The organism is Bacillus sp. FSL K6-1106 (assembly GCF_038005245.1).
Taxonomy (GTDB): domain Bacteria; phylum Bacillota; class Bacilli; order Bacillales; family Bacillaceae; genus Bacillus; species Bacillus altitudinis.
Window position 1 is genome coordinate 1001040 of sequence record NZ_JBBOSV010000001.1, and the last position, 23711, is coordinate 1024750.

The window sequence follows — 23711 nt, forward strand, 5'->3', positions numbered from 1 at the left end:
GCAGATGGTGAACAATAGCATTACACGTTTCATATTGGGCTATAGCCAAGTGGTAAGGCAATGGACTTTGACTCCGTGATCGTTGGTTCGAACCCAGCTAGCCCAGTTCAGCACAAAAACGAAGACGGCTGAAACATCATTCAGCTGATCTTCGTTTTTGATTAGGAAACCGATTGATGAATCGCTTTCTTTTTTGAAATTTTCATGAGTTCCCCTGGATTATAGCCGACCACTAATTTATTTCCATCAATGATAATAGGTCTCCGGAGCAGCTTTGGTTTTTCAATGAGAAGCTGAAGTACCTCATTTACTTTTAGATCATTAATATTTAAATTTAAGCTTTTAAAAGCTTGGCTTCGAGTAGCTAAAATTTCATCCATTCCTTCTGTTGTTAAGGACAGGATTTTTTTCAATTCGTCTAGTGTTGGCGTTTCTCTGAAAAGGTGACGCTCTTTAAAATCAATTTGATTCGCCTTTAACCAATGTTTTGTTTTGCGGCAAGACGTGCAGCTTGGGTATGAATAAAAAGTAATGTCACTCATTAGTCTTCCTCCTTAGGTCGTTAACCTTTTCTCTTATGGACTAAGTACCCTCATGCATTTAGGCATAAACACTTTTTCATCACTTTTTCAAAAAAATTTTTTCTAACGAAAGAATGAATGTTCACACGTTGTCAAAAATGTAAATGTTTACATAACAAGTGATCATCAGCTATAATATGAATCAAAGGGGTTTTTTAAGGGGAGGGAAAGAAATGAATCGCATGTTCCGCGTTCTTGGGTTTTGGACGGGTATTTTTGCTGTCATGTTCTATTTAGGACATATGAAAGATGCATCCTTGCTGTTCTTCGGTCAAACCGTTCTTTTTGTATTTTTATCCTACTTGAATTTATCCGAAAGAATGTATATTTACATTTTCGGAGCGTACTTGACGATTTTCTTTGCCGGATTTACATATTATTCGATTTTCATCATGGTTCCCGGTACCGGACATTAATAGAAAAAAGCATCTCCTTTGAAAGAGATGCTTTTTTCGTGCGTGCTATTATAAAGAAAACCCATTGATAAACGGATTTTGCTCCTGTTCTGTAAGCACAGTTGTTTCCTCGCCATGTCCACTTAACACAAGAGTTGATTCGGGCAATGACAACAATTTGTCATGTATCGATTGAAGCAGCACGTCTTGATTACCGCCCGTTAAATCAGTTCTCCCGATACCGCCTTGGAATAAAGTATCACCAGAAATGACAAATCCCTCTTCCGCTGAATAGTAAGACACACTGCCAGGTGAATGACCTGGTGTGTGGAACATTTCTAATGTAAACGATCCAATTTGAAGAGGTCCTTCTGACGTAATCAATTGTTCAGCTTCTTTGACCGTAATTCCGTTACCAATTAGTCGAGCTGAACCGTTTAGCTGAGCATTTGTCAGCCATTCTTTTTCCTTTTCATGGACATAAAGCGGAATTCCCCATTCTTGACGCACCTCATCTGCTGCACCAATATGATCAAAATGGGCATGTGTCAATAAGACAGCAAGTGGTTTCAGCTGTTTTTCTTTCACATAAGAAATTAGCTTTTGCGCTTCGCCGCCTGGATCAAAAATTAAACATTCTCCCTGTTCATTTTTCCAAATATATGCGTTCGCTTGCACATAGCCTAGCGGCATTCTTCTCCAATTCATTTTCATCACCTACTACTTTTTTCATTCTTTTTTATTATGAAGGCTATTCAATAAAAATTCAAACAATCGTCAACTTGAATGTACTCGACAAGCTTTATGAAAACGGTTAAAATGAAAAGAAAGGAAATCAAGGGGATTGATGACAAAGGGGGACTTTCATATGATGCTCGTCATTATTTTTGGTCTAGTCACGATTTTAGCCGCTCTCGGCATCTATCGCTCACTCAAAAAAGTGAACGTACTGGCCATTGCTTTCGCTGGCGCCACATTTTTGGTTTTTGGATGGTTTACCGTCATGACCATCATCTATAGCGGTTATCCAACTGCACATTAAAAGCCTGCAATTAGCAGGCTTTTTCTATTGATTCAAATGTTTATTCACGCTTTCTAATTTGCTTGAAAGGGTGGTCGTTTGATCTCTTCTGTCATCTATGCGGATATTGGTTGCTACTCGGTGTAAACCCTTTTCAAATGGAGCTTCATGAATACGCTGAATGACCTCAAATAAAACGGATAGCTCCCCTTCAATTAATGTATTCATTGGTGTGAGCTGATATTTGATTTTCCCTTCTTGTTGAAAGCCCTCTAACAATCTTTGTACGTCTGCTACATATGCACTCACGCTTGGTGTCTCAGTGCCTATTGGAATGATGGTGACATCTGCTATCGCCATGGTTCTTGCTCCTTTCAATGACATCCTATTTCTTTCTCGTTCTCATTGTAACCCATCGCGATTCAAAAATGCCATGATCATGTGGCGTGTAAGCTTGGTTTGTCCCGTTCTATCGTCAAATCTGCTCTCTCTACCTTCCCAATATTTGTGAAAAGGAGCAAGCATATACCTGAAATAGCCTCTATCAGTCCTCCTGCTGCAATGACATAACCTGAACCGAATAACGTCGCCATATAACCACCAATGAGAGCGCCTAACGGTATCATTAAATAAGAGATCATGTTAATAATCGCATACACTTGTGGCTGATCCTCCGCTTTTACTGACAATTGAATCATTGTATGTTCAGGTACATTGACTGCACTGATGGCTGCACCTAAGGCAAATGCAGATATAAACACAAGTGGTAATAAGGCATTCATCCCTGTAATGAAAAATGCAATTCCATCAACGATCCCTGCCCCGATAAACAACAGACCGTATCGATTCACTTTCACCTTTGTTAAAACGAATCCCATCAAAAATGCACCTAATGCCGTGGTCACTTTGATGAATGAATATACTACTGGTCCACTATGTAAATCTTCTGTTAAATAAATAACCGACAATGCCTCCCACGGTGCCGCAGCAAAATTGGAGCAGACACAAAAAATGGCTAATGGAAACAAAATATGATGACTTTTCACAAGTGAAAATCCTCTTATTAATCGTTTTCCGTATGATAATCCTTTTTTTCCTTTATCCATGATCGCTTCCGTTTTATATGTAATCAGCAAAACCAGCAAAGCGGACATGAGGTAAAGAGGAATAATCACAAGCATTGTATATCCTACCCCTACAAATGCAATCATGACACCACAAATCGTCACAGTCACAAGCCTGACCACATGACTGGCTGATTGAATGGTTGCATTCGCCTTTTGTATCACATCTTCATGCACAAGCTTTGGAATAATGGACACCGAAGCTGGTTCATAGGAACCACCAGTCGCTGAATGCAGCAGCATACCGCCAATGATGAGTGCCAAAGGAGAAAAATCATAAAAGTAACTCACCACAATCACAAGAATAATCGCCGCCCGAGTTAAATCAGCAAAGCACATCCAAAATTTCAATTGATGCGGCTTCATCATTGGGGTAATAAACGGCCCAATAATGGCTTGAGGGACAAAACTAACGGCAATAAAAAATGCTGTTCCAATTGCTCCTTTTCCCCCTAGCACTAAAAGCCACAAAATGGTGTTAAAAGATAAACTATCAGCAGTAATTTTACACATTTTAGAAACAAATAGATAAGTAAAATTCCGTTTCCACAGCCTTTGAGCATTCAATCATCGACATCTCCCTAATTCATATCCTTTTTTTTACATCCACTCTTTCACAATAGCTTACAGGGATGCTCTCGTCAATCACATCAGCACGGTTTTTATTGACCATAAGAAATTGATTGGTTTGAACGTATTAAATGATTGTTGACAAAGGGCGAAAATGAACTTAATTTTAGCCCTTTGTCTTCTTTTCAGCGTGATAGAAAACCTTTGCAACCCTAGGAAGGACGAGTACTGACGCGGAGTGAATTTCACATTCGTGAGCACCGGCACGCAGGACTGACAAAGAATGCGAGGGTTTGTCTACACGCTGAAAGCACCGATTAGGTGCTTTTAATACTTACATGCTTCCCACAATAACCGCTTTGTTTTTTCATAGATCGAATCAAATTGACTCATAGAAAGCGGGTTCTTTCCTCGCCCAAGTTCCACCGTATAGCCCTCACTTTTACATTGATAAATAAACCAATCTCGATAACCTGCATAGCTATCAAGATATTGAATCGCTTTGTAACCGCTCACCCGTTCTAACCGTTCGACCGTCTCTTTTGAAATGGCCGGTTCGTGGCCAAGAAAACCCCAGTATATCTCTTCTCCTTGTGTATGAAGGGCAATTAACCGGTCAAAGCGTTTTCGTAAGGCGAGATGTGCCATTGCTTTCGCTTCTGGTTCTGTTAACGGCTGATGCCCTGGGAAATCCCTATAAGACGGTGCCTTCGGCTTATTACGATAATATTCGATTTCCCAATAAGCAGGAAATTGATTGTTTAAATCAATTCCTCGAATATTCGCCTTCCATTCTCGATAATCGGAAAATCCACCATTTAGCGGTGCGAACTCCTCACGGCACAACCCTAAAGATTCTGGACCATTGCGAACCAAATCAACACCGTCTGGATTTACCATCGGGACAATAGACAAAGCAGTGGTCTGCAATATACGAACCGCTTCGTGATGTCTTGCTTGCACTGGGTCCGATGCCGCTAAACAAAGTGATTTAAGCCATTTTAATAAAACGGAGGTCGTGATCCATTCATTTGCATGAAAAGAGGCATTAACATGTATGGAATGTAAATGTTGTACAGGCTCCGTACGGATTTCATAAATGGGCGTATCAAGCACTGATTGACCAATCACACTCATCTGAAGAAAAGGAAAAACAGCTTTCAAATATTGAAGCTCTCGTTCTAAGTGAGCGCTATCATATTCAAATGTTCCGCTGATCCAATCATCTGATTGCTGGAGCCGGTAAGGCGCAATGAAGCTTTGCACATCACCTACCGATTGAAATGAATGGGTCCCTTCTGGAAGTCTATACCCCGGTAAAAGGAGGTGCTCCGTATTTGACTGATTGGACAAACGGAAAGCTTCTTTCCCTATACCAAGCTGCTTTGCCACATCCTCCTTCCTTGCCTCATCCAGATGCCATTCAATTGTGCCAAACGACTTTTTCATTTACATCCCTCCTCTTACACTATATGAACCAGTAAGTAAAAAAAGAAAACCTCTGCATGTAAATAGCAGAGGTTTTCTTTTAAATTAAGACGCCTTTTTTAGCTCAGTGTCATCTTCTTTTTTAGATGGTGAATGGTCCGAGTTGTTTCGGTCATAAAATCTAAGGAGATCTCCATAGATAATTTGATCAGAGAATTGAAGCTCTTGTTTTGCCTTTTCTTCATAAGACTGACAACCAGACTCATCTTCTCTCGGCTCACCCGTTTCTTTGTTGTAGCACACACCAGCTGTAAAAACACTGTCCTTCGTAATAAAACTTCCATCTCGAAGCACTGTGAAGTCATTTGTATCTTTTGATAATAGGTCATGACCAAATTGAATTTGCTTGCTTGTATCGATTCCTAGAAGGTTCATGACTGTTGGACGGATATCTACTTGCCCGCCAACTGTATCAATCTCTTTTGGATGTTTATCCGTGATACCAGGAATGTGTACAACAAATGGTACTTTTTGAAGCTGAACTTCTTCAAAAGGTGTAATGTCTTTGTTTAAGAATTGTCCCATTGCTTCGTTATGGTTTTCAGAAATCCCGTAGTGATCACCATATAACACAAAAATGGAATTATCGTATAACCCTGCTTCCTTCATTTTTTTAAAGAAAAGCTTTAGTGCCTCATCTTGATAACGCACTGTAGGGAAGTATTTGTTCAACGTTTTGCTCTTTGAGTCATATTCATCAATGAGCTTATCTTCTTCATCTAAGTCAAATGGAAAATGGTTCGTTAATGTAATCAATCTCGTATAGAACGGTTGCGGGATCGTTTTCATTAAATCTACTGACTGCTCAAAAAACGGACCATCTTTTAGTCCCCAGCCAACTGAATTTTCTTCATTTACATCGAATGATTTAATATCAAAAAATTTGTCGTAGCCAAAGCTGTCATAGATCAGGTCACGGTTCCAGAAACTTTTGTTATTCGCATGAATAACAGAAGAATGATAGCCTTCCTCTTTTAACAACTCAGGTGCGGCTTTGAACTCGTTGCTTGGATTTGTGAAAAATACAGCTCCTCTTCCAAGCGGATAGAGTGAATTATCAACAATAAACTCGGAGTCCGATGTTTTCCCTTGACCCGTTTGATGATAGAAATTACTGAAATTGTAGCTTTTCTTGATCAATTTGTTTAAGAACGGCGTGATCTCTTTCCCATTCAATTTTTCATTGATCACAAAGCTCTGAGTAGACTCAAGCGATACTAAAATGACATTTCGTCCTTTTGCTTGACCAAACGTCTTTTCATTACGGTCTGTTTGATTTGCGCTTACATAGTTTTCAATTTCAGTTAAGCTATTGCTGTCGGCAAGTGCTCGCTGAGCGGATTGCTTCGATTGCAGAACCCCATCATAAATATGGAAGTTATATAAGCTGATGTTTTTCACTAGCATCTCACGGTCAAATGAACGAGTTAACAGCTCTGGTCTTTCTGTTTCAGCCAAACCAAGGTTAAAAAAGAAAGTGGCTGCCACAAATAAATAATAAGCTGCACGTCCCTTACGTGAAATCGTTACATCTGTTCTAAAGGAAGGCTGTTTTTTATAGAGCCAAATTAAAATGATGATATCAACAAACATCAGAAAATCAACTGGTTCAATTAAAGAGGTAATACTTGACCCGAGGTCACCCATATTGTTTGTTTGAAATAGGACGGGGATAGTTAGAAAATCACTGTAGAATCGATAAAATACAATGTTAGCTAATAAAATAAATGTCAGAACAAAACTCGTCACGATGATATATCGATTGCGATTTTTTTCTTTAAAGAATAAACCGATACCGAAGATAAACAAGAGAAAGCTAAGCGGATTAATAAACAGGATAAATTCCTGCATGAAATTTTCAATTTTGATATTAAAACTAGATTTATAGATAACATAGGTTTTCACCCACATTAACAAAGTCGCAATCAGTAAAAATGAAATCGCCTTTAATCTTTTCTTTCGCATTGTAACCTCCTTATGCTAAAAACGCACTCAGGTTAGGGACATCCCCAATTATTGGTGCTTCTTCAAAAATAACTAAAGTATATCTTATCCTGTCTATGCTGGAAAATCAATGTCTTTTTCCCCATGACAAACTTATGAATATGCTAAACATTCAATTTCATGCCTATCTATCGCTGATTTTAATAAAAATGACATCATTATGACATTTTTGTTCAAAACAGCCACTTGTTTTTTGCCATCCATGCACCGCCGATCACGCCTGCATCGTTTCCTAGTGAGGCAATCACCACTTCAACATCCTCAGCACATGGCGGGAAGGCATGATGTTTGACGACACGCTCTACTTTACTGCGAAGAAGCTCGCCCGCTTTAGATACACCGCCGCCAATGACGATTTTTGTTGGGTTTAAGGCACTGGCTAGATTCGCAAGGACAAGACCAAGATGGGTTGTTACTTCATCTACGACATGCATCCCAAGTTCGTCTCCGTTTTCTGCTGCCTCAAATACATCCTTTGCAGAGAGCGAAGTAAGTGAGCCAAGTGATGATGTATGGCTCTTTGTTTGTAATGTATCCTTTGCGATTCGGACGATCCCTGTGGCAGACGCAATGGTTTCAATACAGCCTGTTCTCCCGCAGTTACATGGTGCTCCTTGAAATGGAACGGCACAAATATGGCCAATTTCTCCACCAGCACCTGTTTCGCCTTGAACCACTTCTCCATTGACAATAATACCGCCGCCAACCCCTGTGCCCAGTGTAACCATCAGGATGTTTTTGGCGCCATCACCTGCACCCTTCCACATTTCACCGAGTGCAGCAATGTTCGCATCATTTTCGATGACAGATGGAAGTCCTGTCTCTGCCTCTAAATGGTCTTTCAAGGGATAGTTTGTCCAGCCCAGATTCGTTGTTTTATAGACAATTCCGGATACTTTATCCACTGGTCCAGGTGCCCCCATACCGATCCCAATTAGGGCTGATTTCGGCATGCTGATCTCAACTAGTTTATGATCAATTGACTTGGCAATGTCGACTGTAATTGTCTGCCCAGATTTATCCGTAGGAATCTCCCACTTATGCTGAATTTCACCATAAAGATTAATAAACGCAAGCTTAATTGTCGTACCGCCAAGATCAACTCCTACAAACCAATCCCCTGTCATATGTCCTCCACCTTCACATTGTTTTTCGATTTAATTTGGCTAGTTCCATTTGAAGGATGGTCATTGCGTTTGACCATTCAGTTCGATCGATGATGCCCGATGTGTACATTTCCTTCAATTCATCTGCCATAAATTCTAATTCCACTTCACGATCTCCGAAATACACGTAATTTCCAAATCTCATGAGCAGCTGCTGTACATCATATAACGTTTTCATTATTTTCACCATTTCTCTAAATCAACAGATAGGATAAGCGTATTCATAAATACGCTTTCAGTCAAGTCATTCAACGTGTTTGAGTGTTTTCAATATATTGTTTCAACTTTAAAAATTGGTCATTTTGCGGATCTTGTTTTAATGCTTTTTCGATGAAGTCGTCTGCTTCCGCTGTCTCGCCTTTTTCTACATACAACAACGATAAGTGATACAATTTATTCGGCTCATTTGGATCTTTTTCAAGCGACTTTTGCAAATACTCAATGGCCTTGTCAAGATGTCCAAGCTGCGCTTCGGAAAGCGCATATATATGAAGTGCTTCAGCTGAGGCATCCTTTTGCTTTACATATTCCTCTAGACGCTGACTTGCTTCGCTATAGTTCTTTTCATCAAATAAACTCGCTGCCTCGCTAGTTGCCGCCGCTTCTTTTTGATCGTCTGAATGAAACCCTGTATACAATCCAAAGCCGCCAATAAGGAGGAGAAGAAGACTAGCAAGAAGCATTTTGACAGGCTGAAACTGTTTAGGAAGACGGACCGCTAAAGCGGCTAAAAATCCCCCAGCGAGCCCCCCAAGATGCCCTGCATTATCAATCCCTGATACAGTGAAACCTATCCCTAAGTTGATGAGGATAATCACGATAATATTTGTCCCCATCGTACGAAAGAAGAGCTTCCGGTTAGAGATCGCTAAATATAACAATGCGCCTAAACAGCCAAAGATCGCACCTGATGCTCCTGCTGCGATGGCTGTATTAAACACAAAGCTCGCTATGGAGCCAAAGATGCCGGAAACTAAATAAATCAGCAAAAATCTTCCTGAACCATAAATTCTCTCAACAGCTGCTCCAACGGACCAAAGAGCAAATGTATTAAAGAGTAAATGCGTCAAACCAATGTGTAAAAACATAGGTGTCACAAAACGCCACCATTCACCCTCTAGTATCAGCACATTATTCTTCGCACCAAATGCTGTTAAAGTGGCTGTATTGGTACTTCCACCAGATAATTCGAGTAAAAGAAACATCACCACTTGAACTGCGATTAACAAGTAGGTAAATATCGGTCTGCCATTTTGAAAAACGGCCCGTTCTCGTTCACGTTGCTTTTCCTGATCTTGAAATGCCTGAAGCACGTTCATTTTAAGCTGCATTACATCTTCGGCTGTATCTGCCTTCGCCTCTTCTACATCAATCGAGAGTGATGTATTCAGCCATTTTTGCAGCTCGTGTCCATCGTTTTGAAGGGTTTCTTCATTCAGTAAAACAGGTGTCACCGTCACCTTTTGTTGTTTTTGCGGTTGACCGTTTATGTCTTCCCAATCATCTACTGGATGGTCAGCTGTAAATTGTAGTTGCAGGAGATGAAGAGAACGTTTACGCATGGCTTCTCTCAACTGATTCATCCGAAAGGCCTGCTCTTCCATATCTCGAACGATCTCCTGTCTAAAATTCACATCTCTTCTATAGAGACGGATGAGATCATATCCTGAGTTTCGTGGTGCTTCAAAAAAGATTTCATCTTCTGGGTACGGACTTTGAATCATCTCGTATCCTTTTTGTCTGAGTTCATCAATCACTCGCCAAAATAGACTATCTATGACATTCATTCATTCGCGCTCCATTTTTTACATTATTATAGCAAGAATTACTCTTATACGCATTTCTCAACAAAAAAAATCCCGGCTTTTGCGGGATTAGAATGCTTGGCGAATAAATTTCGTCCGAAAATATGGGATTTTCATCAGCCATTTAATAAAAAAGTGACGCACTTGGTTTTGACCTAAGATCAAATTCATGAGCCGATAACGATTTTGCACAAGAACGAATGCAAACAGTGTGAACACAATGCTCCAAATCATTTTATTCATCATATTCCCTCCTATGTTCGTATCGTGGCTTAAATAGGATTTGTTTATGCATAAACCATCATTTTTATCACTGACAATGGCGTCTTTTATTAGTCAGTTTTCACAGCCTAATCCCTTGTTCTTTTGATTGAATATAAAACTCTTCTCCATACTCTGTTTGAAGATAAGATACATCAAATTGTTGAAGGTCAATCAAATCCTTGAACGTATGAGGCAGTTTACCATTCCACTCTAACTCTTCGATCTTGTGCGGAAAGTTGAGGTCGTTTGGATTTGGTGTATGGATATATACTGCGTCTAATGCAGGATCTTGTTCGTAAATACTAATCCATGTTTGATATGGCTTTTCAAAACCTTCAAGCAGCTTGAGTGTTCTATTGTACAAGGCGACATGAGCTTTAATATGCTCTCTTCTTATTTTCAAGCTATTTTTCCCAACACCCCAAAAATCAAGATGGGTATGAAAAAAATTGAACCAATAATCATGATCGAGTTGTAAGTCAAAAGTATTCACTTCCTCCCACAAATTACGGAAGTATCTTTTCTTTCCTCGAAATTTTTTCATATATGACTCCTACTAGCTAAAATGCCCTGAGCTAATGAAACGAGCTCAACACAAAAAGCCCGTTTTTGGACAATGAGCGGGCTTTCACTTTTGATATAACGTACCTTTTTCACTGACAATCATAGATACCGGTATGTCGTGCGCTTCAGCCTGAATATGCCTCGTCTGCTGTAAAGACAAACAAAGGGCAATGGTTACGCCGTGGTAGTCCGCTAAGTAGCGATCATAATAGCCCCCACCAAACCCAATCCGGTAACCACGTTGATCGAAGCACACCCCAGGGACAATGATCAAATCAATGGCTTCTTTATGAACAGCTGTAGACTCAAGAGGGTCTGGCTCCAATAGTCCAAAGTAGCTGGATGTCATCTTTGTTTCAGGTGTATATTCATAAAACACCATCTCTTTTGTTTTCGGAAAACAGGTGGGAATACAAACTGTTTTTCCTTCTTCCCACGCTTTTTCAATCAGAGGCATTGTCGGTATTTCTTTTCCCCTAGACATAGTCAAAGCAATCGTTTTCGCCTGTTTCCATTCTGACAGCTGCAGCACGTGTTCATGAATTAGAGCGGCGTAGCGATTGAACTCTTCAGCGCTTATCTGATCAAGCATGGCCAATGTTTGAAGGCGGAGCTCCTTTTTCATACAGGTTCATCTCCCATCATAAAAAAACAGCAGGAAAATTCCCTGCTGCTTACTTTGTTTCACGATGTAAAGTTTGTTTTTTATCACGTGAGCAATACTTTTTGAATTCAACGCGATCTGGATTGTTTCGCTTATTCTTTTTAGTAATATAGTTACGCTCACCGCATTCAGTGCAAGCTAGAGTAATATTTACGCGCATGTTTTTCCCTCCAAACTAAAATCAATTCACATTCAGACCTAACTATAATACCACTTCTAGCTAAGGAATGCTAGAATGTTTTTTCACCAATTTCATTTTTCAATGCATTCCACCCGCATCCTGATCCATATTGTCTGGTCATGTGATGAAAAATCGCCTTCTCCCCTATAAAAACACGTTCTTTGTCGTACTGTATACGTGAGAACCCCCTCTTTGGACCACAGCTTTTTTTCATCTGATCCGTCTTCTTTTATTTTAACAGCGGGCAAGGTTTTCATACTTGGTTTCCCTATAAAAAGAAAAATGATGAAAAAAAGGTGATTTTTTCAGCAATTCCTTTTGAAACTAGCTTTTTTATGGTATAAAAAAGAAGGGTCGAAAACTGTCTGAAACAATCATGAGAGCCTTTTTTGGCTTTCAGCATTAAAATATGAATAAAAGGTGATGAAACATGGAAATTGCAATTATCGGATTGCTTGTTGTCAGTATTGTACTGATCGCATTCTCATATTTTCAAAGAGAGCCGATTAAAGAAGTCGAACAGGAACTTGAAACACTTCAACTATCTGCAATGCAAGAAATCTATAAACTGAAAAAGAAAATGAAGGTTCTTGAAGAAGAATTGCTTGAAACAAACATCGTTGTCCGCAAGCATTCAGAAATTGATCCATCTATTGCAAGACAAATCATTTCAAAGCATCAAAATGGCATGTCTCCTGAGGCGATTGCGCGCGCTGAGCATGTATCTGTAGAAGATGTGAACATGATCATTAAAGACAACGAGAGGGTGCTTGTATGACGAAAAAAAGCATCCAAACGTTTGCAGCAGGTATGATTCTTGCAACCGGTGTTCTGGCGATCGTCTTTTTCCTTACTGGAAAAGATGAAGCGGCAGCTGATTCTACAACAAAAGAAACCCTCGCAGCGAAAGTGACAGACACTGACGTGAAAAATTACTTAGACTCTAAAAAAGAAGTCTCCGTCAGCCGTGAAACATATCAACAACTTCTTGATTATAAAGAAAAAGCGCTGAAAGCAAATGAAGACGGCGATTCTCAGAACGATAAACAAACAACGGACAAGCCAAAAGGCAAAACGGTTAAATTCGTGATTAAAAACGGTATGAGCACAAGTGATGTTTCAGACATGCTTGAAAAGGACGGAATCATCAACTCGTCTAAAGATTTTAATGATTACGTGATAGACGCAGGCTACCATAAAGAAATTCGTGCCGGCAAATTCAATTTAAAAACAGGTATGACATTCAAACAAATCGTCAAAGCCTTAACAAAATAACATCAAAAACCCCCTGGCGGCATTGACCTTCAGGGGGTTTTTGATTATCCAAATCGTCCTGATATATAATCATTTGTTCTTTGATCATTTGGCTCTGAGAACATCACATTCGTATCATTGACCTCAACAAGCTCGCCCATCAAAAAGAACGCTGTTCGGTCTGATACCCTTGCCGCTTGCTGCATATTATGCGTCACAATGGCAATCGTATATTTCTCTTTCAGTTTCATGATTAATTCTTCAATCTTTAATGTTGAAACAGGATCAAGCGCAGATGTTGGTTCATCCATTAATAGAATATCCGGGCTTGTGGCAATGGCTCTTGCGATACAAAGACGCTGCTGCTGACCGCCGGAAAGACCTAATGCAGGCGCACTTAATCGATCTTTCACTTCATCCCAAAGGGCAACATCACGAAGCGCTTTTTCAGCGATTTCTTTCAATTGCTGCTTGCTCTTCACCCCGTGAATTCTTGGCCCGTAGACGACATTATCAAAGATAGATTGAGGGAATGGGTTTCCTTTTTGAAAGACCATCCCGACGTTTTTACGCAGTTCCACTAGATCGACACGGCCTTTTAAAATATTGTCACCGTTATACATCATATCCCCGGTGATTTTCACACCTGGCACTGTTTTGACCATGAGATTTAAGGTCTTTATAAATGTTGACTTTCCGCAGCCGGACGGACCGATAATCGCTGTGACCTCATGCTCTTTAATGTCTAAATCAATATGCTTCAGTGCATGATGCTGTCCGTACCAAAGGTTCATATCATTCACACGAAACACTTCTTTTTTAGCTGTTTCAGTTGCTACTGCATTCATCAAAATCCACCCGCCTTATCCAAATCGACCATTAATATAGTCTTCTGTTTTTTGCTGCGCAGGACGTGTAAAGATACGTTCAGTCGCATCGTATTCCACTAGATCACCGTTCAGGAAAAAGGCTGTATGATCAGATACACGTAACGCTTGCTGCATATTGTGTGTGACAATGACAATCGAATAATCATGTTTTAATTCCGATAATAGCTCTTCAATTTTTGCATTTGAGATCGGGTCTAAGGCAGAAGCCGGTTCATCTAATAAAAGCACGCTAGGTTTCATCGCAAGGGTACGTGCAATACAGAGACGCTGCTGCTGGCCGCCTGATAATGATAAGGCAGAGCGGTGCAAGCGATCTTTGACCTCATCCCATAGCGCTGCCTTTGTTAAACTTTCTTCTACCGCATCATCAAGCACTGATTTCCTTTTTTCACCCGCATATTTTAACGCATGCGTAATGTTGTTGTAGATGGATTTAGGAAATGGATTTGGCTTTTGGAAGACCATCCCGATTTCTCTTCTTAAATTCACCACATTAATACGGTCATCCAAAATATTTAATCCTTCGTACATGATCGCCCCTTCACTTCGTGCACCTGGAATTAGGTCGTTCATGCGGTTAATGCTGCGTAAAAAAGTCGATTTTCCGCACCCCGATGGGCCGATTAATGCAGTGATTGCATTTTTTTCAATTTCAAATGAAATTTGATTGACTGCTCTTTTTTCACCATAATAAATACTTAAATCCTGCACCTGTAGAATCTGTTCCGCTTGAAGTGGAGCCTTTTTTGCTGCAATCTCTTTTTTTTCTGCTAGCATTTGAACCATTTCCCCTTCACACCTCTCACTATTTATTTTGACGTAAGCTTCTTATGAATAAATGAACCAAGCCATCTAGCTGCTAAGTTGAATACTAATACAGAGAGCACAAGTACGGCTGATGCACCATTTGCAATGGCCTCTGCATCTGGAATAATCCCCTGTGTATTGACGTTCCATATATGAACGGCTAATGTTTCTGCCGGTCTAAAAATATTGAGTGGTGACGTATCGGAGAAAGGACTCCAGTTTGTAAAATCAAGACGCGGTGTTGAAAGACCTGCTGTGAAAAGAAGAGCAGCCGCCTCACCGAAAACTCTTCCCGATGCTAAAATCGCTCCGGTAATAATGGATGGAATCGCACCTGGGATCAGAACCGTCTTCACTGTATGCCACTTTGTCACACCGAGCGCAAGCGATGCTTCCTTTTGATCCTTCGGTACAGATCGAAGTGCATCTTCTGTCACCCTGACCATCACTGGCAGATTAAAGACAGTTAGCGCAAGGGCTCCTCCGATGATCGTATAGCCCCATCCTGTTAAATTAACAAACATCAGCAAACCAAACATACCGATGACAATTGAAGGCAGAGACGATAACACTTCAATACATGTACGAATAAAATCAGTCACTTTGTTTTGAGGTGCATATTCTGCCATGTACACCCCGCCGCCCACGCCAAGAGGCACGGTAAACAGCATTGTAATAAATAAAATGTAAAACGAGTTAAACAGCTGATCCCTAATACCGCCACCAGAGCCAATCGCACTTGAGCGGGTAGTCAAAAAGTCAAAATTTAATTCTTTGGCACCGTTGAAGATGATATAAGAAAACAAGCCAACAAGTATCGCCGTAATAATGGCGGCACATAATCCAAAAACGATTGTGGCAAAACGATCGGTCATTTTGCTATTCATTAAATCTTCCTCCTAGATGACAAGTATCTGATAATGAGTATGAACATAAATGATACAACTAGAAGGACAAGTCCCATTGACCAAAGTGTATTGTTTTCAACACTTCCATACGTTGTATGTCCCATGTTTAACGTAATAATGGTTGTTAATGTACCAGCTGTGTCCATAATACTTTCTGGTAGATTACGCGTGTTTCCAATGACCATCTGAACGGCAAGGGCTTCTCCAAATGCTCTTGCCATTCCAAGTACGACCGCTGTCATTAATGTCGGAAGCGCTGCCGGTACAAGAACACGTCTGATCGTTTGCCATCTTGTTGCGCCTAATGCATACGATCCTTCACGTAAACTTTTTGGAAGTGAAGCCATTGCGTCAGTTGCAATGGATGTAACAGTTGGCAGAATCATAATAGACAGGACAATCGTTCCTGCTAAAACACTGTGCCCTGAACCGCTTGACTTGAAGTGTCCAATAAACGGCACCAATACTGTAAGACCTATGAATCCGTAAACAACGGATGGAATCCCTACAAGCAGTTCAATCACTGGCTGGAGAATTTTCCGTCCCCATGCAGGTGCAATTTCTGTCATAAAGATCGCTCCTGCAATGCCTAGCGGTGCTGCTATGAGTGCTGATAGAAGCGTGACAGCGATTGATCCAAAGATAAATGGAAATGCGCCGTATTGCGGATTTTCCGCTGTAGGGTTCCAATTGATACTGGTTAAGAACTCAATTGGGCTTACACCATTTACGATGAAAGATTGTAAACCCTTAATACCAAGGAAGATCGTGATGGCAATTGATACAGCAATCATTAAGAATGCGCAAAATTTCACCAAAATACTTCCTCTTACTTCATCCATTTGCCTATTTTTTTTCGAGCTGATCAGTCGATCGCTCGCTTCTGTATGTTCTATCTGTTTCATCTTTTTCTACACTCCTATGAATGTCATAAAAGGAAAAGTGAAAAGCTCCACTTTTCCTTCATCATCAATTCAAGACCTCTTACTTATCTGTTTGTTTGCCTGTTGCGTCTCTTTCTACTTTCATATTAGAGACTGAGATGTAGCCTTGGTCTTTAACAATTTCTTTTTGTACTTCGTCACTCATCAAGTAATCTAAAAATTGTTTTGCTAAACCTTCTGGCTCACCTTTTGTATAAGAGTGCTCATATGCCCAAATTGTATATTTACCGCTTTCTACATTGCTTTCTTCTGGTTTCACACCATCAATGCTAAGCGGTGTAATTTTGTCATCTGTTAAATAAGAGAATGCTAGGTACCCAATCGCACCTGGTGTTTCTGCAATCAACTTTTTCACTGTGTTTGAAGAATCCTCTGTGATTCCTTCTGCAGGTGTCGCGCCGTCAAGTGCATATTTCACAAATGTTGCACGAGTTCCTGATGAGTCTGGTCTGTTCACAAGTGTGATTTTTTGGTCTTTCCCGCCAAGCTCTTTCCAGTTTTTGATTTTACCAGTGAAGATTTTTTTCAATTCGTCCTTTGTGATGTCTTTGACACCAACTTCAGGGTTAACAGCTGCCGCCATTCCAACAACTGCTACTTTGTGGTCTTTTAAAGCTTTTGCGTCGATTCCGTCTTTCTCTTCTGCGAATACATCTGAGTTACCAATTTGTACAGATCCTTCTGATACTTGAGAAAGTCCTGTTCCTGAACCGCCGGCTTGTACTTGAATATCGGCTTTTGGATGTTTATCCATGAATTTTTCTGCTGCCGCAAGAACTAAAGGCTGCATCGCAGATGATCCTGAGATGGTAATGGAACCTGATGCCTCATCTTTGTTTGAAGCATTTCCTTTACTGTCTTTTGAATCTCCGCTTGAGCTGCTGTTTCCGCATGCTGTGACGAATGCTAACAATGCGATAGTAAGGAAAGTAAGCAGCCATAATTTGTTCTTTTTCATTTCAAGAATACCCCCTGAATAATTTGTCCTACGAGTAATACATTAAAGGTTCTTTATTAATTTCGTTTAAATGGAATGTTAAGGTTTTGTAAATGTCGAAGATTTGTAGAGAAATTGCGGGGTTTTTTATGATTTTTGTCAATTTATATCGAAAAGTTTGAAGAAAATATAAAAAAACGCCCACAAAAAGTGAGCGTTTTTACCTAGAATAGGTCTAGTTATTTGTTTCTGCTTCATTTTCAATTTTGTTTTTGTTCTTCGCTTGTGTATCATTGCTTTCCTGTTTCGATTTCAGTTCAAAGTACTTGTCTAATACTTGTTCACCAATATCATTTGTAATCGGATAGCGCTGGTTGTAATCTTGATACACCCAAGGCACGACAACTGAAATCGCTACTTCTGGATTATCAGCAGGCGCATACGCAACAAGTGTTGTGTTATACGTCGGTGTGCCTCGTTTGCTTTTAATCGGGCCGTCATAGAATGATTGAGCGGTCCCTGTTTTGCCAGCTGGATTGTATTTTTTGTTGCCAAAGTTCGAATATGCTGTCCCTCTTGGGTTCTGCATCACAAGCTTGAATCCTTGCTGTACGCGTTTGATCTCATCACTTGTCATATCGAGCTTATTCAGTACATCCGGCTTGACGGACTCCGTTACAGCCCCAATGCCTCTTTGCGGATCTGGCTCTCTCACTTCTTTTACGAGCTGAGGACGTAAACGATAGCCGCCATTGGCAATCGTTGAGACGTATTGCGCCATTTGTAGCGGTGTAAACGTGTCATATTGTCCAATCGCATAGTCAAGTAAAAGACCGGATTGTGTAGACGTTCCACGATAGCCAGTTGCTTCGTTTGGCAGGTCAATACCTGTCTCCACTCCAAGACCAAATTTACTAAAATTGTAACGGAACGTATCAAACGCCTTTGTATCAATTGGGAGCGGCTGATTCTTACGATATTCCCCTTTCCCGATTGCAATCGCTGTTTTAAACATATACACGTTTGATGAACGTTCTAGTGCGGTTAAATCATTAATGAGTCCCATATTTTGATAGGATTTTTTCGGCGGTGACTGAGCGATATAGAGCGGTTCATCGTATTGGGTGCTTCCAATGTGAAGGACGCCTGTTTTATAACCTGTCAGTACAGTTGCCCCTTTTACTGCTGATCCCATCGCATATGATGATGTCATCGTTCCTAGTGCATAGTCATCAAATTTGTATGTCCCATTCTTATTGGTAATCTGTTTACCCGCAATCGAGAGCACTTCCCCATTTCTCGGGTCCATCATGACAACAAACGCACGATCAAGAAGTTCTGTGCCGCCTCTTTGCTTCGCACTTTTCAAGTTCTTTTCGATGATTTTTTCCACCGCTTTTTGCAGCTGAATATCAATCGTCAGCACAAGGTCTTTCCCGCTCTTTCCTTCTGTTAACACTTTAGAGCTTGTGACATTGCCTTCTTTATCCGTTGTACTTTGTTCTTTTTCTTTTTGACCTTGCAGGACATCTTCATATTGATATTCAAGATAGCTTTTTCCTACACGATCATTTCGGCTGTAGCCGAGTGATAGATAATGTTCAAGCAGTGACGACGGAAGACCTTCATCACTTGAAGACACACTGCCGAGCATACTGCGAAGCAGTCCTTTATAAGGATAGCTGCGTGACCAATCTGTTGTGACATCTACACCTGGCAGCTCGTCCAAATGCTCAGAGACGTAAGCAATTTCACTTGGTTTAACATCTTCGTTTTTAATGAATTGAGGCGTAAGTGCATAGCCTGCATCCATTTGTCTTTTAATCGCAAGCACTTGCAAATCTTTTTTCGTCAGTTGATTTAATTCCTTGTCTGTGATGCGTTTCAGCTGGAGCTCGTATAGTTTATCATCAGAGACCTTATCGTCACCCTTTAAATCGGCTTCTTTTTGAACAAGCTTTTTCGCTTCATTCGGATGGGTTAAGATCCAGAAATCTTTTTTATCACGATCTGTGATTTTCTTCGTACTTACGTGAATCATATCCGCTAATTTTGTTGCCACTTTGAGCCGCTCTTCTTGTGAAGTCGTCGAGGTTCTCGTATATGTAATGGCATTTAGCGCTTTATTGCTGACAATCGTGTTATAATTTCGATCATAAATTTTTCCGCGCGGAGCAGATGAGCTGACATTTACGTCTTCTTGTTTTTCTGCCTGCTTTTTATAATCTTCTCCATTCACAATCTGCACAAAACCGAGTCTGACCACAACACCGGTAAAAATAATGAACGCAGCTAAAAATAATAAATTCAGCCGGATCGGAAGTGTTTTGCGCCCTTCCTTCGCGTCTTTTTTGTTTTTCTTGTTTCTCATCACATCACCTTTTCTATCAAGAAAGAAATGGCACCCCTTTTTGTGTATAAAAGGTGCCATCATCATTTTAGCGGTTTTTCTATCATTTATCTAGAAATTTGATGTTCCATTGGTAAGAAATTTTACCTTTCTCCCTTCATAAGGTTCGTTTGAGAAACAGGCTTTTGACCGTCAGCCTCTTCTATATCAGCTGTTTTCTCTTTTAAATGAATGTCCTTTACAAAATAATAAATAAGGGTGTGCCCCGCTCCGAGTACGACAAGTGAAGCAGGAATTCCAAGCCGATCGCCCAGTAAGGTGACAGATAAAAGAAAAAAGACAATCGAACAAATACGCCCTGCATTTAAAAATAGTTCTCTGACGACAATATATTCAATTCGGGCTTTTCTTGCATATCTGGCATGACCGATGACATCGTAAGTTAAAGAGACATACGGAACTAGCAGAAGCGGGTAGCCGATCGCAATGGCTACTGCGTACATAAGCAGTGATACATAGGACAAGTGAAAGACGATTAAAAATAAAGCGCCGTATAAAATAAGCCCGCCAAGCATAATCGCTTTTTTGCGCCATTTTTTCTTAATCAAACGAGTAGCAAAAAAATAGGCAAAAAAGGCAACACCTGAATTGACTAGACCAAATGTGCCTAAAGCAAGCTCACTGTTTGTTGCAATAAACACAAAGACACTGATTAAAAAGACAAACACGCCTTCACGGAGCCCCTGAAAAAAGTGAGCAGTTGTGATCTTACGCCAATTCTCGTCCGCATGGCGCTCTTTCCAAATTTGCTTAATGATAAATTTTCCTTTTGATTGTCTCCTCTTGAGGAAAAAACTCATCACCACCGCTAGTGAAAACAAAAAAAGCGATAAAGTGAAAATCACTGTATAGCCTGTATCATCCGTTAATTGAGAAATCACAATTCCTGCAATGAGCGGCCCAATCATACCGGCTGTAGAGGTAAGCACTCCTAAAAATCCATTAAAGAAATCCCTTGTTTCAGGTTCAGTGATCTCAAAAGTGAGCACGTTAAAGGCAAGCCAGTAAAAACCATAGCCGATTCCAAGCACACTGCCTAGTAACACGAGCCGAGCTGCCGCTTGCTCTCCTGCCATGAGAACAATTAAGTAAAAAGCGGCTAAGAAGATGACACCGAAACGAAGGACAAATGCACGATCTATTTTTTTAGCGAGCCGACCAGCAAATAAAAAGGTAATGGGCTGAAGGACAACTATCGCCAAGTTATAAATCGCAAGATCTGTAAATCGCCCAGACTGTTTCCATAAATACACGTTCACAAACGTATTCGAAAGCGCAATCGCAAGTGCGTATAATCCGCCAATCGTGAGGAGGAGCAATAAATCTCTTGTGACATCCATGTCCCCGAACATTTTCTTTAATCTGCTCATATCATTCATTCTCCTTTTCTACACAATAGTCTGTCTCATCAAAAGGCAGATATGTAAAAAAAGGAGGGAAAATATAAAAAGACCCGCTCTCAGAGAGAAGCAGGTCTTTTCAAATCAAATCATTTATTTAGCTTCGCTGTAAAGGCGAGCCACTTCATCCCAGTTCACAACATTCCAGAATGCTGAAATGTAATCAGGACGACGGTTTTGGTAGTTTAGGTAGTAAGCATGCTCCCAAACGTCTAGTCCTAGGATTGGTGTTTTTCCTTCAGTTAAAGGAGAATCTTGGTTTGGTGTGCTTGTGATTTCAAGTTTGCCATTGTTCACAACAAGCCATGCCCAACCAGAACCAAAGCGTCCTGCAGCTGCTGCAGCGAAATCAGATTTGAATTTTTCAAATCCGCCTAATTCTTTTTCGATCGCATCTGCAAGTTCACCAGTTGGTGCGCCGCCACCGTTTGGTGAAAGAAGCGTCCAGAATAATGAGTGGTTCGCATGTCCTCCGCCATTGTTACGTACAGCTGTACGAATGTTTTCAGGCACAGAGTTCAAGTTAGCCACTAGCTCTTCAATTGATTGATCTTCAAGAGCTGATACACCTTCGATTGCTTTGTTTAAGTTTGTTACATAAGTGTTGTGGTGTTTTGTGTGGTGAATCGTCATTGTTTCCTTGTCGATATGTGGTTCTAATGCATCGTAAGCATATGGTAATTCTGGAAGTTTAAAAGCCATGGTTAAATTCCTCCTTAGAAATGTATGTACTGAAATGCTTCCTTAGTAAGCAAGCAATTCACCCTAATCAAAGAGTATCAAAAGAAACGGCTTGTTTCAACGTTATTGCTCATGATCTGAAACATTTCAGTGTTTATTTTGTATTTAACCCTTCAGAAAGAGTTTTAAACACCGATTTTCCATTTAGCGAAGCACATAAAACAAAAAGATTCCCAGCATCAGTGCTTGAATCAACCCTTTTGCAAATACGCCTGACACAAAACCAATTAATGAGCCAAGCCCAACTTTCACACTTGTCTTCAGATCTTTTTGATGAACGAGCAGCTCTGCGATGACACTGCCGATAAATGGACCAATGATAATTCCAGCAATCGGAATCACAAAAGGACCGGCTAAAAGCCCAATGGTACTTCCCCAAATGGCCGCCCGGCTGCCGCCAAAGCGTTTCACCCCAATCAGATTGGAGACATAATCTGCGGCAAATAACACAGCTGTAAACATGGCTTGAATGAGCCAAAAGGTGAGCGTCAATTTCTCAAAGCTAAAAAAGAGCCCATATAAAATAAACCCAAGAACCATGAAAACCACACTAGGAATGATTGGATAGACAAGTCCCACAAACGCAATGATAAATGCACAGCCGATCAAAATCCAATACAGCACGTCCAATCCGCTGCCGCCTCCTTTTTATATGCTGTATACATTATGCCTCATTCCTTCTATCTTAACCAGTAATGAAGGCCGTACTTGTACTGGATGGATAGACATTGATACAATGTGAGAAATAGAAAAGAATGTAGGAAGTGAATCGGTTGAACGTATTTAGTTTATTGTTAAAAGGAATTTATTCACCAAAAGATATTGCCAGAGCACGTTTTACTGGGATTGGAAAGGCCATTTTATTCATCTTTATCCTTTCGATCATCGCAGCTGTCCCCCAGGGCTATCATATGAGCCAAGAGATTTCAAATGCGATGTCAGGATTTCAACATGTGATTAAAAAAGATTTACCCGACTTTTCCATTGAAAAAGGAACGCTTCAAGCGGATCAAAGCACGCCGATCGAAAAAGAAGAAAATGGCATCACGATTATCTTTGATCCCGCTGAAAAAATAAAATCAAGTGAGCTTGAATCAAAACAAACAGCCATTGCGTTATTGAAAGAAAAAGCAGTGATTGCCATTGACGGACAAATGACAGATATTCCATACCAGCTGCTTGGCGGAACACTCACAAAAGATGAACTTGCCAGCGTCACAAACCAGAATCAAGCGATCATTATCCCTGTCATTTGTGTCCTGCTGTACCTATCTACTGCTGCTCTCATGTTCATCAGCGCAACATTCCTAGCCATGCTTGGCACATTTATTAAACGAATGCAGCAAAAAGAGCTGTCCTTTCAAATGCTTTGGAAGCTCTCTGCCTATTCACTCACATTAACAACCGTCTTTTTCGCCATCATGAGTGCATTAAACACGCCGGTTGCGAACTCATTTTTATTAAATTGGGTGATTAACTTTATTTTCTTATATCTTGTCGTTAAAGAAATACCTGCAAAAAAATAAGCTCCCTCATTTTGAGGAGCTTTCAGATTGTTGACAAAAGGCTAAAATGTTGTTGATTTTAGCCCTT

Annotated in this window: 27 protein-coding genes and 1 tRNA gene; 6 read left to right on the forward strand and 22 right to left on the reverse strand. The window is 40.4% G+C overall.

Annotated elements, in window-relative coordinates:
• Window positions 1–35: 35 nt before the first annotated feature.
• Window positions 36–106: transfer RNA gene (locus MHI20_RS05200), tRNA-Gln, on the forward strand.
• 55 nt (window positions 107–161) lie between these two features.
• On the opposite strand, the gene MHI20_RS05205 is transcribed toward MHI20_RS05200, so the two are convergent.
• The gene (locus MHI20_RS05205) at window positions 162–542 is read right to left on the reverse strand and encodes a Spx/MgsR family RNA polymerase-binding regulatory protein (RefSeq protein WP_007501232.1); all 381 of its coding nucleotides are present in this window, start codon (window positions 540–542) and stop codon (window positions 162–164) included.
• A 212-nt stretch (window positions 543–754) separates the two neighbouring features.
• Here MHI20_RS05205 and MHI20_RS05210 point away from each other — a divergent pair, with 212 nt between their 5' ends.
• On the forward strand, window positions 755–997 hold the full coding sequence (locus MHI20_RS05210) for a DUF2626 domain-containing protein (protein WP_003217440.1): 243 nt from the start codon (window positions 755–757) through the stop codon (window positions 995–997).
• A 48-nt stretch (window positions 998–1045) separates the two neighbouring features.
• Here MHI20_RS05210 and MHI20_RS05215 read toward each other — a convergent pair whose 3' ends face one another.
• Window positions 1046–1684, reverse strand: coding sequence for an MBL fold metallo-hydrolase (locus MHI20_RS05215; protein WP_017357989.1), 639 nt, complete (start codon window positions 1682–1684; stop codon window positions 1046–1048).
• A 160-nt stretch (window positions 1685–1844) separates the two neighbouring features.
• On the opposite strand from MHI20_RS05215, the gene MHI20_RS05220 reads away from it, so the two are divergent.
• On the forward strand, window positions 1845–2018 hold the full coding sequence (locus MHI20_RS05220) for a DUF2759 domain-containing protein (protein WP_003217333.1): 174 nt from the start codon (window positions 1845–1847) through the stop codon (window positions 2016–2018).
• A gap of 24 nt (window positions 2019–2042) precedes the next feature.
• Here MHI20_RS05220 and MHI20_RS05225 read toward each other — a convergent pair whose 3' ends face one another.
• The 11 genes from MHI20_RS05225 to rpmG all read right to left on the reverse strand — a co-directional run bounded on the left by MHI20_RS05225 (window position 2043) and on the right by rpmG (window position 11806).
• The gene (locus MHI20_RS05225) at window positions 2043–2357 is read right to left on the reverse strand and encodes an MTH1187 family thiamine-binding protein (protein WP_017367597.1); all 315 of its coding nucleotides are present in this window, start codon (window positions 2355–2357) and stop codon (window positions 2043–2045) included.
• A gap of 77 nt (window positions 2358–2434) precedes the next feature.
• Window positions 2435–3688 (reverse strand): MFS transporter, encoded by a 1254-nt coding sequence (locus MHI20_RS05230; protein WP_041506952.1) that lies wholly within the window; start codon window positions 3686–3688, stop codon window positions 2435–2437.
• Between the two features lie 330 nt (window positions 3689–4018).
• On the reverse strand, window positions 4019–5140 hold the full coding sequence (locus MHI20_RS05235) for a M14 family metallopeptidase (RefSeq protein ID WP_041506951.1): 1122 nt from the start codon (window positions 5138–5140) through the stop codon (window positions 4019–4021).
• Between the two features lie 84 nt (window positions 5141–5224).
• Window positions 5225–7144: an LTA synthase family protein gene (locus MHI20_RS05240; RefSeq protein WP_025207626.1), complete on the reverse strand. Its 1920-nt coding sequence runs from the start codon at window positions 7142–7144 to the stop codon at window positions 5225–5227.
• Window positions 7145–7356: 212 nt separating this feature from the next.
• Window positions 7357–8310, reverse strand: coding sequence for an ROK family glucokinase (locus MHI20_RS05245; RefSeq protein WP_045034374.1), 954 nt, complete (start codon window positions 8308–8310; stop codon window positions 7357–7359).
• A 13-nt stretch (window positions 8311–8323) separates the two neighbouring features.
• Complete coding sequence (locus tag MHI20_RS05250; protein ID WP_008342322.1) at window positions 8324–8527, reverse strand: YqgQ family protein; 204 nt, start codon at window positions 8525–8527, stop codon at window positions 8324–8326.
• Window positions 8528–8597: 70 nt separating this feature from the next.
• Entirely contained in the window at window positions 8598–10136 is a 1539-nt protein-coding gene (locus tag MHI20_RS05255; protein ID WP_045034375.1) for a rhomboid family protein, read from the reverse strand.
• An 87-nt stretch (window positions 10137–10223) separates the two neighbouring features.
• Window positions 10224–10397 carry a hypothetical protein gene (locus tag MHI20_RS05260; RefSeq protein WP_017367602.1) on the reverse strand — a complete coding sequence of 58 codons (174 nt, stop codon included), beginning with the start codon at window positions 10395–10397 and terminating at the stop codon, window positions 10224–10226.
• A gap of 100 nt (window positions 10398–10497) precedes the next feature.
• Entirely contained in the window at window positions 10498–10962 is a 465-nt protein-coding gene (locus MHI20_RS05265; protein ID WP_113767108.1) for a hypothetical protein, read from the reverse strand.
• A gap of 84 nt (window positions 10963–11046) precedes the next feature.
• Window positions 11047–11607 carry a 5-formyltetrahydrofolate cyclo-ligase gene (locus MHI20_RS05270; protein ID WP_110487388.1) on the reverse strand — a complete coding sequence of 187 codons (561 nt, stop codon included), beginning with the start codon at window positions 11605–11607 and terminating at the stop codon, window positions 11047–11049.
• A gap of 49 nt (window positions 11608–11656) precedes the next feature.
• A complete protein-coding gene (gene rpmG, locus MHI20_RS05275) occupies window positions 11657–11806 on the reverse strand; it encodes a 50S ribosomal protein L33 (protein WP_008360061.1) in 150 nt (49 codons plus the stop codon).
• A gap of 451 nt (window positions 11807–12257) precedes the next feature.
• On the opposite strand from rpmG, the gene MHI20_RS05280 reads away from it, so the two are divergent.
• Both MHI20_RS05280 and MHI20_RS05285 read left to right on the forward strand, forming a co-directional pair.
• Window positions 12258–12605 (forward strand): hypothetical protein, encoded by a 348-nt coding sequence (locus MHI20_RS05280; RefSeq protein ID WP_003217285.1) that lies wholly within the window; start codon window positions 12258–12260, stop codon window positions 12603–12605.
• A complete protein-coding gene (locus MHI20_RS05285; protein ID WP_008342335.1) occupies window positions 12602–13102 on the forward strand; it encodes an endolytic transglycosylase MltG in 501 nt (166 codons plus the stop codon). Before MHI20_RS05280 ends, MHI20_RS05285 begins: the two co-directional genes overlap by 4 nt.
• A 44-nt stretch (window positions 13103–13146) precedes the next feature.
• Here the strand turns inward: MHI20_RS05285 and pstB (MHI20_RS05290) are convergent, their stop codons facing one another.
• The 9 genes from pstB (MHI20_RS05290) to MHI20_RS05330 form a co-directional block, all read right to left on the reverse strand.
• Window positions 13147–13929 (reverse strand): phosphate ABC transporter ATP-binding protein PstB, encoded by a 783-nt coding sequence (gene pstB, locus MHI20_RS05290; protein WP_017367606.1) that lies wholly within the window; start codon window positions 13927–13929, stop codon window positions 13147–13149.
• Window positions 13930–13944: 15 nt separating this feature from the next.
• On the reverse strand, window positions 13945–14757 hold the full coding sequence (gene pstB, locus MHI20_RS05295) for a phosphate ABC transporter ATP-binding protein PstB (protein ID WP_007501258.1): 813 nt from the start codon (window positions 14755–14757) through the stop codon (window positions 13945–13947).
• Window positions 14758–14780: 23 nt separating this feature from the next.
• Window positions 14781–15665, reverse strand: coding sequence for a phosphate ABC transporter permease PstA (gene pstA, locus MHI20_RS05300; protein WP_007501259.1), 885 nt, complete (start codon window positions 15663–15665; stop codon window positions 14781–14783).
• Window positions 15665–16591 carry a phosphate ABC transporter permease subunit PstC gene (gene pstC, locus MHI20_RS05305; RefSeq protein ID WP_017357999.1) on the reverse strand — a complete coding sequence of 309 codons (927 nt, stop codon included), beginning with the start codon at window positions 16589–16591 and terminating at the stop codon, window positions 15665–15667. The genes pstA and pstC overlap by 1 nt, the downstream gene beginning before the upstream one ends.
• Window positions 16592–16670: 79 nt before the next feature.
• Window positions 16671–17588, reverse strand: a complete 918-nt coding sequence (locus MHI20_RS05310; RefSeq protein WP_017367609.1) for a phosphate ABC transporter substrate-binding protein — start codon at window positions 17586–17588, stop codon at window positions 16671–16673.
• A gap of 214 nt (window positions 17589–17802) precedes the next feature.
• Window positions 17803–19938: a peptidoglycan D,D-transpeptidase FtsI family protein gene (locus MHI20_RS05315; protein ID WP_017358000.1), complete on the reverse strand. Its 2136-nt coding sequence runs from the start codon at window positions 19936–19938 to the stop codon at window positions 17803–17805.
• Window positions 19939–20060: 122 nt separating this feature from the next.
• Entirely contained in the window at window positions 20061–21347 is a 1287-nt protein-coding gene (locus MHI20_RS05320) for an MFS transporter (protein ID WP_113767109.1), read from the reverse strand.
• A 123-nt stretch (window positions 21348–21470) separates the two neighbouring features.
• Complete coding sequence (sodA, locus tag MHI20_RS05325; protein ID WP_007501264.1) at window positions 21471–22079, reverse strand: superoxide dismutase SodA; 609 nt, start codon at window positions 22077–22079, stop codon at window positions 21471–21473.
• A 183-nt stretch (window positions 22080–22262) separates the two neighbouring features.
• Window positions 22263–22748, reverse strand: coding sequence for a DUF456 domain-containing protein (locus MHI20_RS05330; protein ID WP_007501265.1), 486 nt, complete (start codon window positions 22746–22748; stop codon window positions 22263–22265).
• Window positions 22749–22891: 143 nt separating this feature from the next.
• Here MHI20_RS05330 and MHI20_RS05335 point away from each other — a divergent pair, with 143 nt between their 5' ends.
• The gene (locus MHI20_RS05335; RefSeq protein WP_007501266.1) at window positions 22892–23644 is read left to right on the forward strand and encodes a DUF1189 domain-containing protein; all 753 of its coding nucleotides are present in this window, start codon (window positions 22892–22894) and stop codon (window positions 23642–23644) included.
• Window positions 23645–23711 lie beyond the last annotated feature (67 nt).

Coding starts and splice junctions, on each gene's coding strand:
- MHI20_RS05205 (WP_007501232.1), bottom strand. CDS start 542: ATGAGTGACATTACTTTTTATTCATACCCAAGCTGCACGTCTTGCCGC.
- MHI20_RS05210 (WP_003217440.1), top strand. CDS start 755: ATGAATCGCATGTTCCGCGTTCTTGGGTTTTGGACGGGTATTTTTGCT.
- MHI20_RS05215 (WP_017357989.1), bottom strand. CDS start 1,684: ATGAATTGGAGAAGAATGCCGCTAGGCTATGTGCAAGCGAACGCATAT.
- MHI20_RS05220 (WP_003217333.1), top strand. CDS start 1,845: ATGATGCTCGTCATTATTTTTGGTCTAGTCACGATTTTAGCCGCTCTC.
- MHI20_RS05225 (WP_017367597.1), bottom strand. CDS start 2,357: ATGGCGATAGCAGATGTCACCATCATTCCAATAGGCACTGAGACACCA.
- MHI20_RS05235 (WP_041506951.1), bottom strand. CDS start 5,140: ATGAAAAAGTCGTTTGGCACAATTGAATGGCATCTGGATGAGGCAAGG.
- MHI20_RS05240 (WP_025207626.1), bottom strand. CDS start 7,144: ATGCGAAAGAAAAGATTAAAGGCGATTTCATTTTTACTGATTGCGACT.
- MHI20_RS05245 (WP_045034374.1), bottom strand. CDS start 8,310: ATGACAGGGGATTGGTTTGTAGGAGTTGATCTTGGCGGTACGACAATT.
- MHI20_RS05250 (WP_008342322.1), bottom strand. CDS start 8,527: ATGAAAACGTTATATGATGTACAGCAGCTGCTCATGAGATTTGGAAAT.
- MHI20_RS05255 (WP_045034375.1), bottom strand. CDS start 10,136: ATGAATGTCATAGATAGTCTATTTTGGCGAGTGATTGATGAACTCAGA.
- MHI20_RS05260 (WP_017367602.1), bottom strand. CDS start 10,397: ATGAATAAAATGATTTGGAGCATTGTGTTCACACTGTTTGCATTCGTT.
- MHI20_RS05265 (WP_113767108.1), bottom strand. CDS start 10,962: ATGAAAAAATTTCGAGGAAAGAAAAGATACTTCCGTAATTTGTGGGAG.
- MHI20_RS05270 (WP_110487388.1), bottom strand. CDS start 11,607: ATGAAAAAGGAGCTCCGCCTTCAAACATTGGCCATGCTTGATCAGATA.
- rpmG (WP_008360061.1), bottom strand. CDS start 11,806: ATGCGCGTAAATATTACTCTAGCTTGCACTGAATGCGGTGAGCGTAAC.
- MHI20_RS05280 (WP_003217285.1), top strand. CDS start 12,258: ATGGAAATTGCAATTATCGGATTGCTTGTTGTCAGTATTGTACTGATC.
- MHI20_RS05285 (WP_008342335.1), top strand. CDS start 12,602: ATGACGAAAAAAAGCATCCAAACGTTTGCAGCAGGTATGATTCTTGCA.
- pstB (WP_017367606.1), bottom strand. CDS start 13,929: ATGAATGCAGTAGCAACTGAAACAGCTAAAAAAGAAGTGTTTCGTGTG.
- pstB (WP_007501258.1), bottom strand. CDS start 14,757: ATGGTTCAAATGCTAGCAGAAAAAAAAGAGATTGCAGCAAAAAAGGCT.
- pstA (WP_007501259.1), bottom strand. CDS start 15,665: ATGAATAGCAAAATGACCGATCGTTTTGCCACAATCGTTTTTGGATTA.
- pstC (WP_017357999.1), bottom strand. CDS start 16,591: ATGAAACAGATAGAACATACAGAAGCGAGCGATCGACTGATCAGCTCG.
- MHI20_RS05310 (WP_017367609.1), bottom strand. CDS start 17,588: ATGAAAAAGAACAAATTATGGCTGCTTACTTTCCTTACTATCGCATTG.
- MHI20_RS05315 (WP_017358000.1), bottom strand. CDS start 19,938: ATGAGAAACAAGAAAAACAAAAAAGACGCGAAGGAAGGGCGCAAAACA.
- MHI20_RS05320 (WP_113767109.1), bottom strand. CDS start 21,347: ATGAGCAGATTAAAGAAAATGTTCGGGGACATGGATGTCACAAGAGAT.
- sodA (WP_007501264.1), bottom strand. CDS start 22,079: ATGGCTTTTAAACTTCCAGAATTACCATATGCTTACGATGCATTAGAA.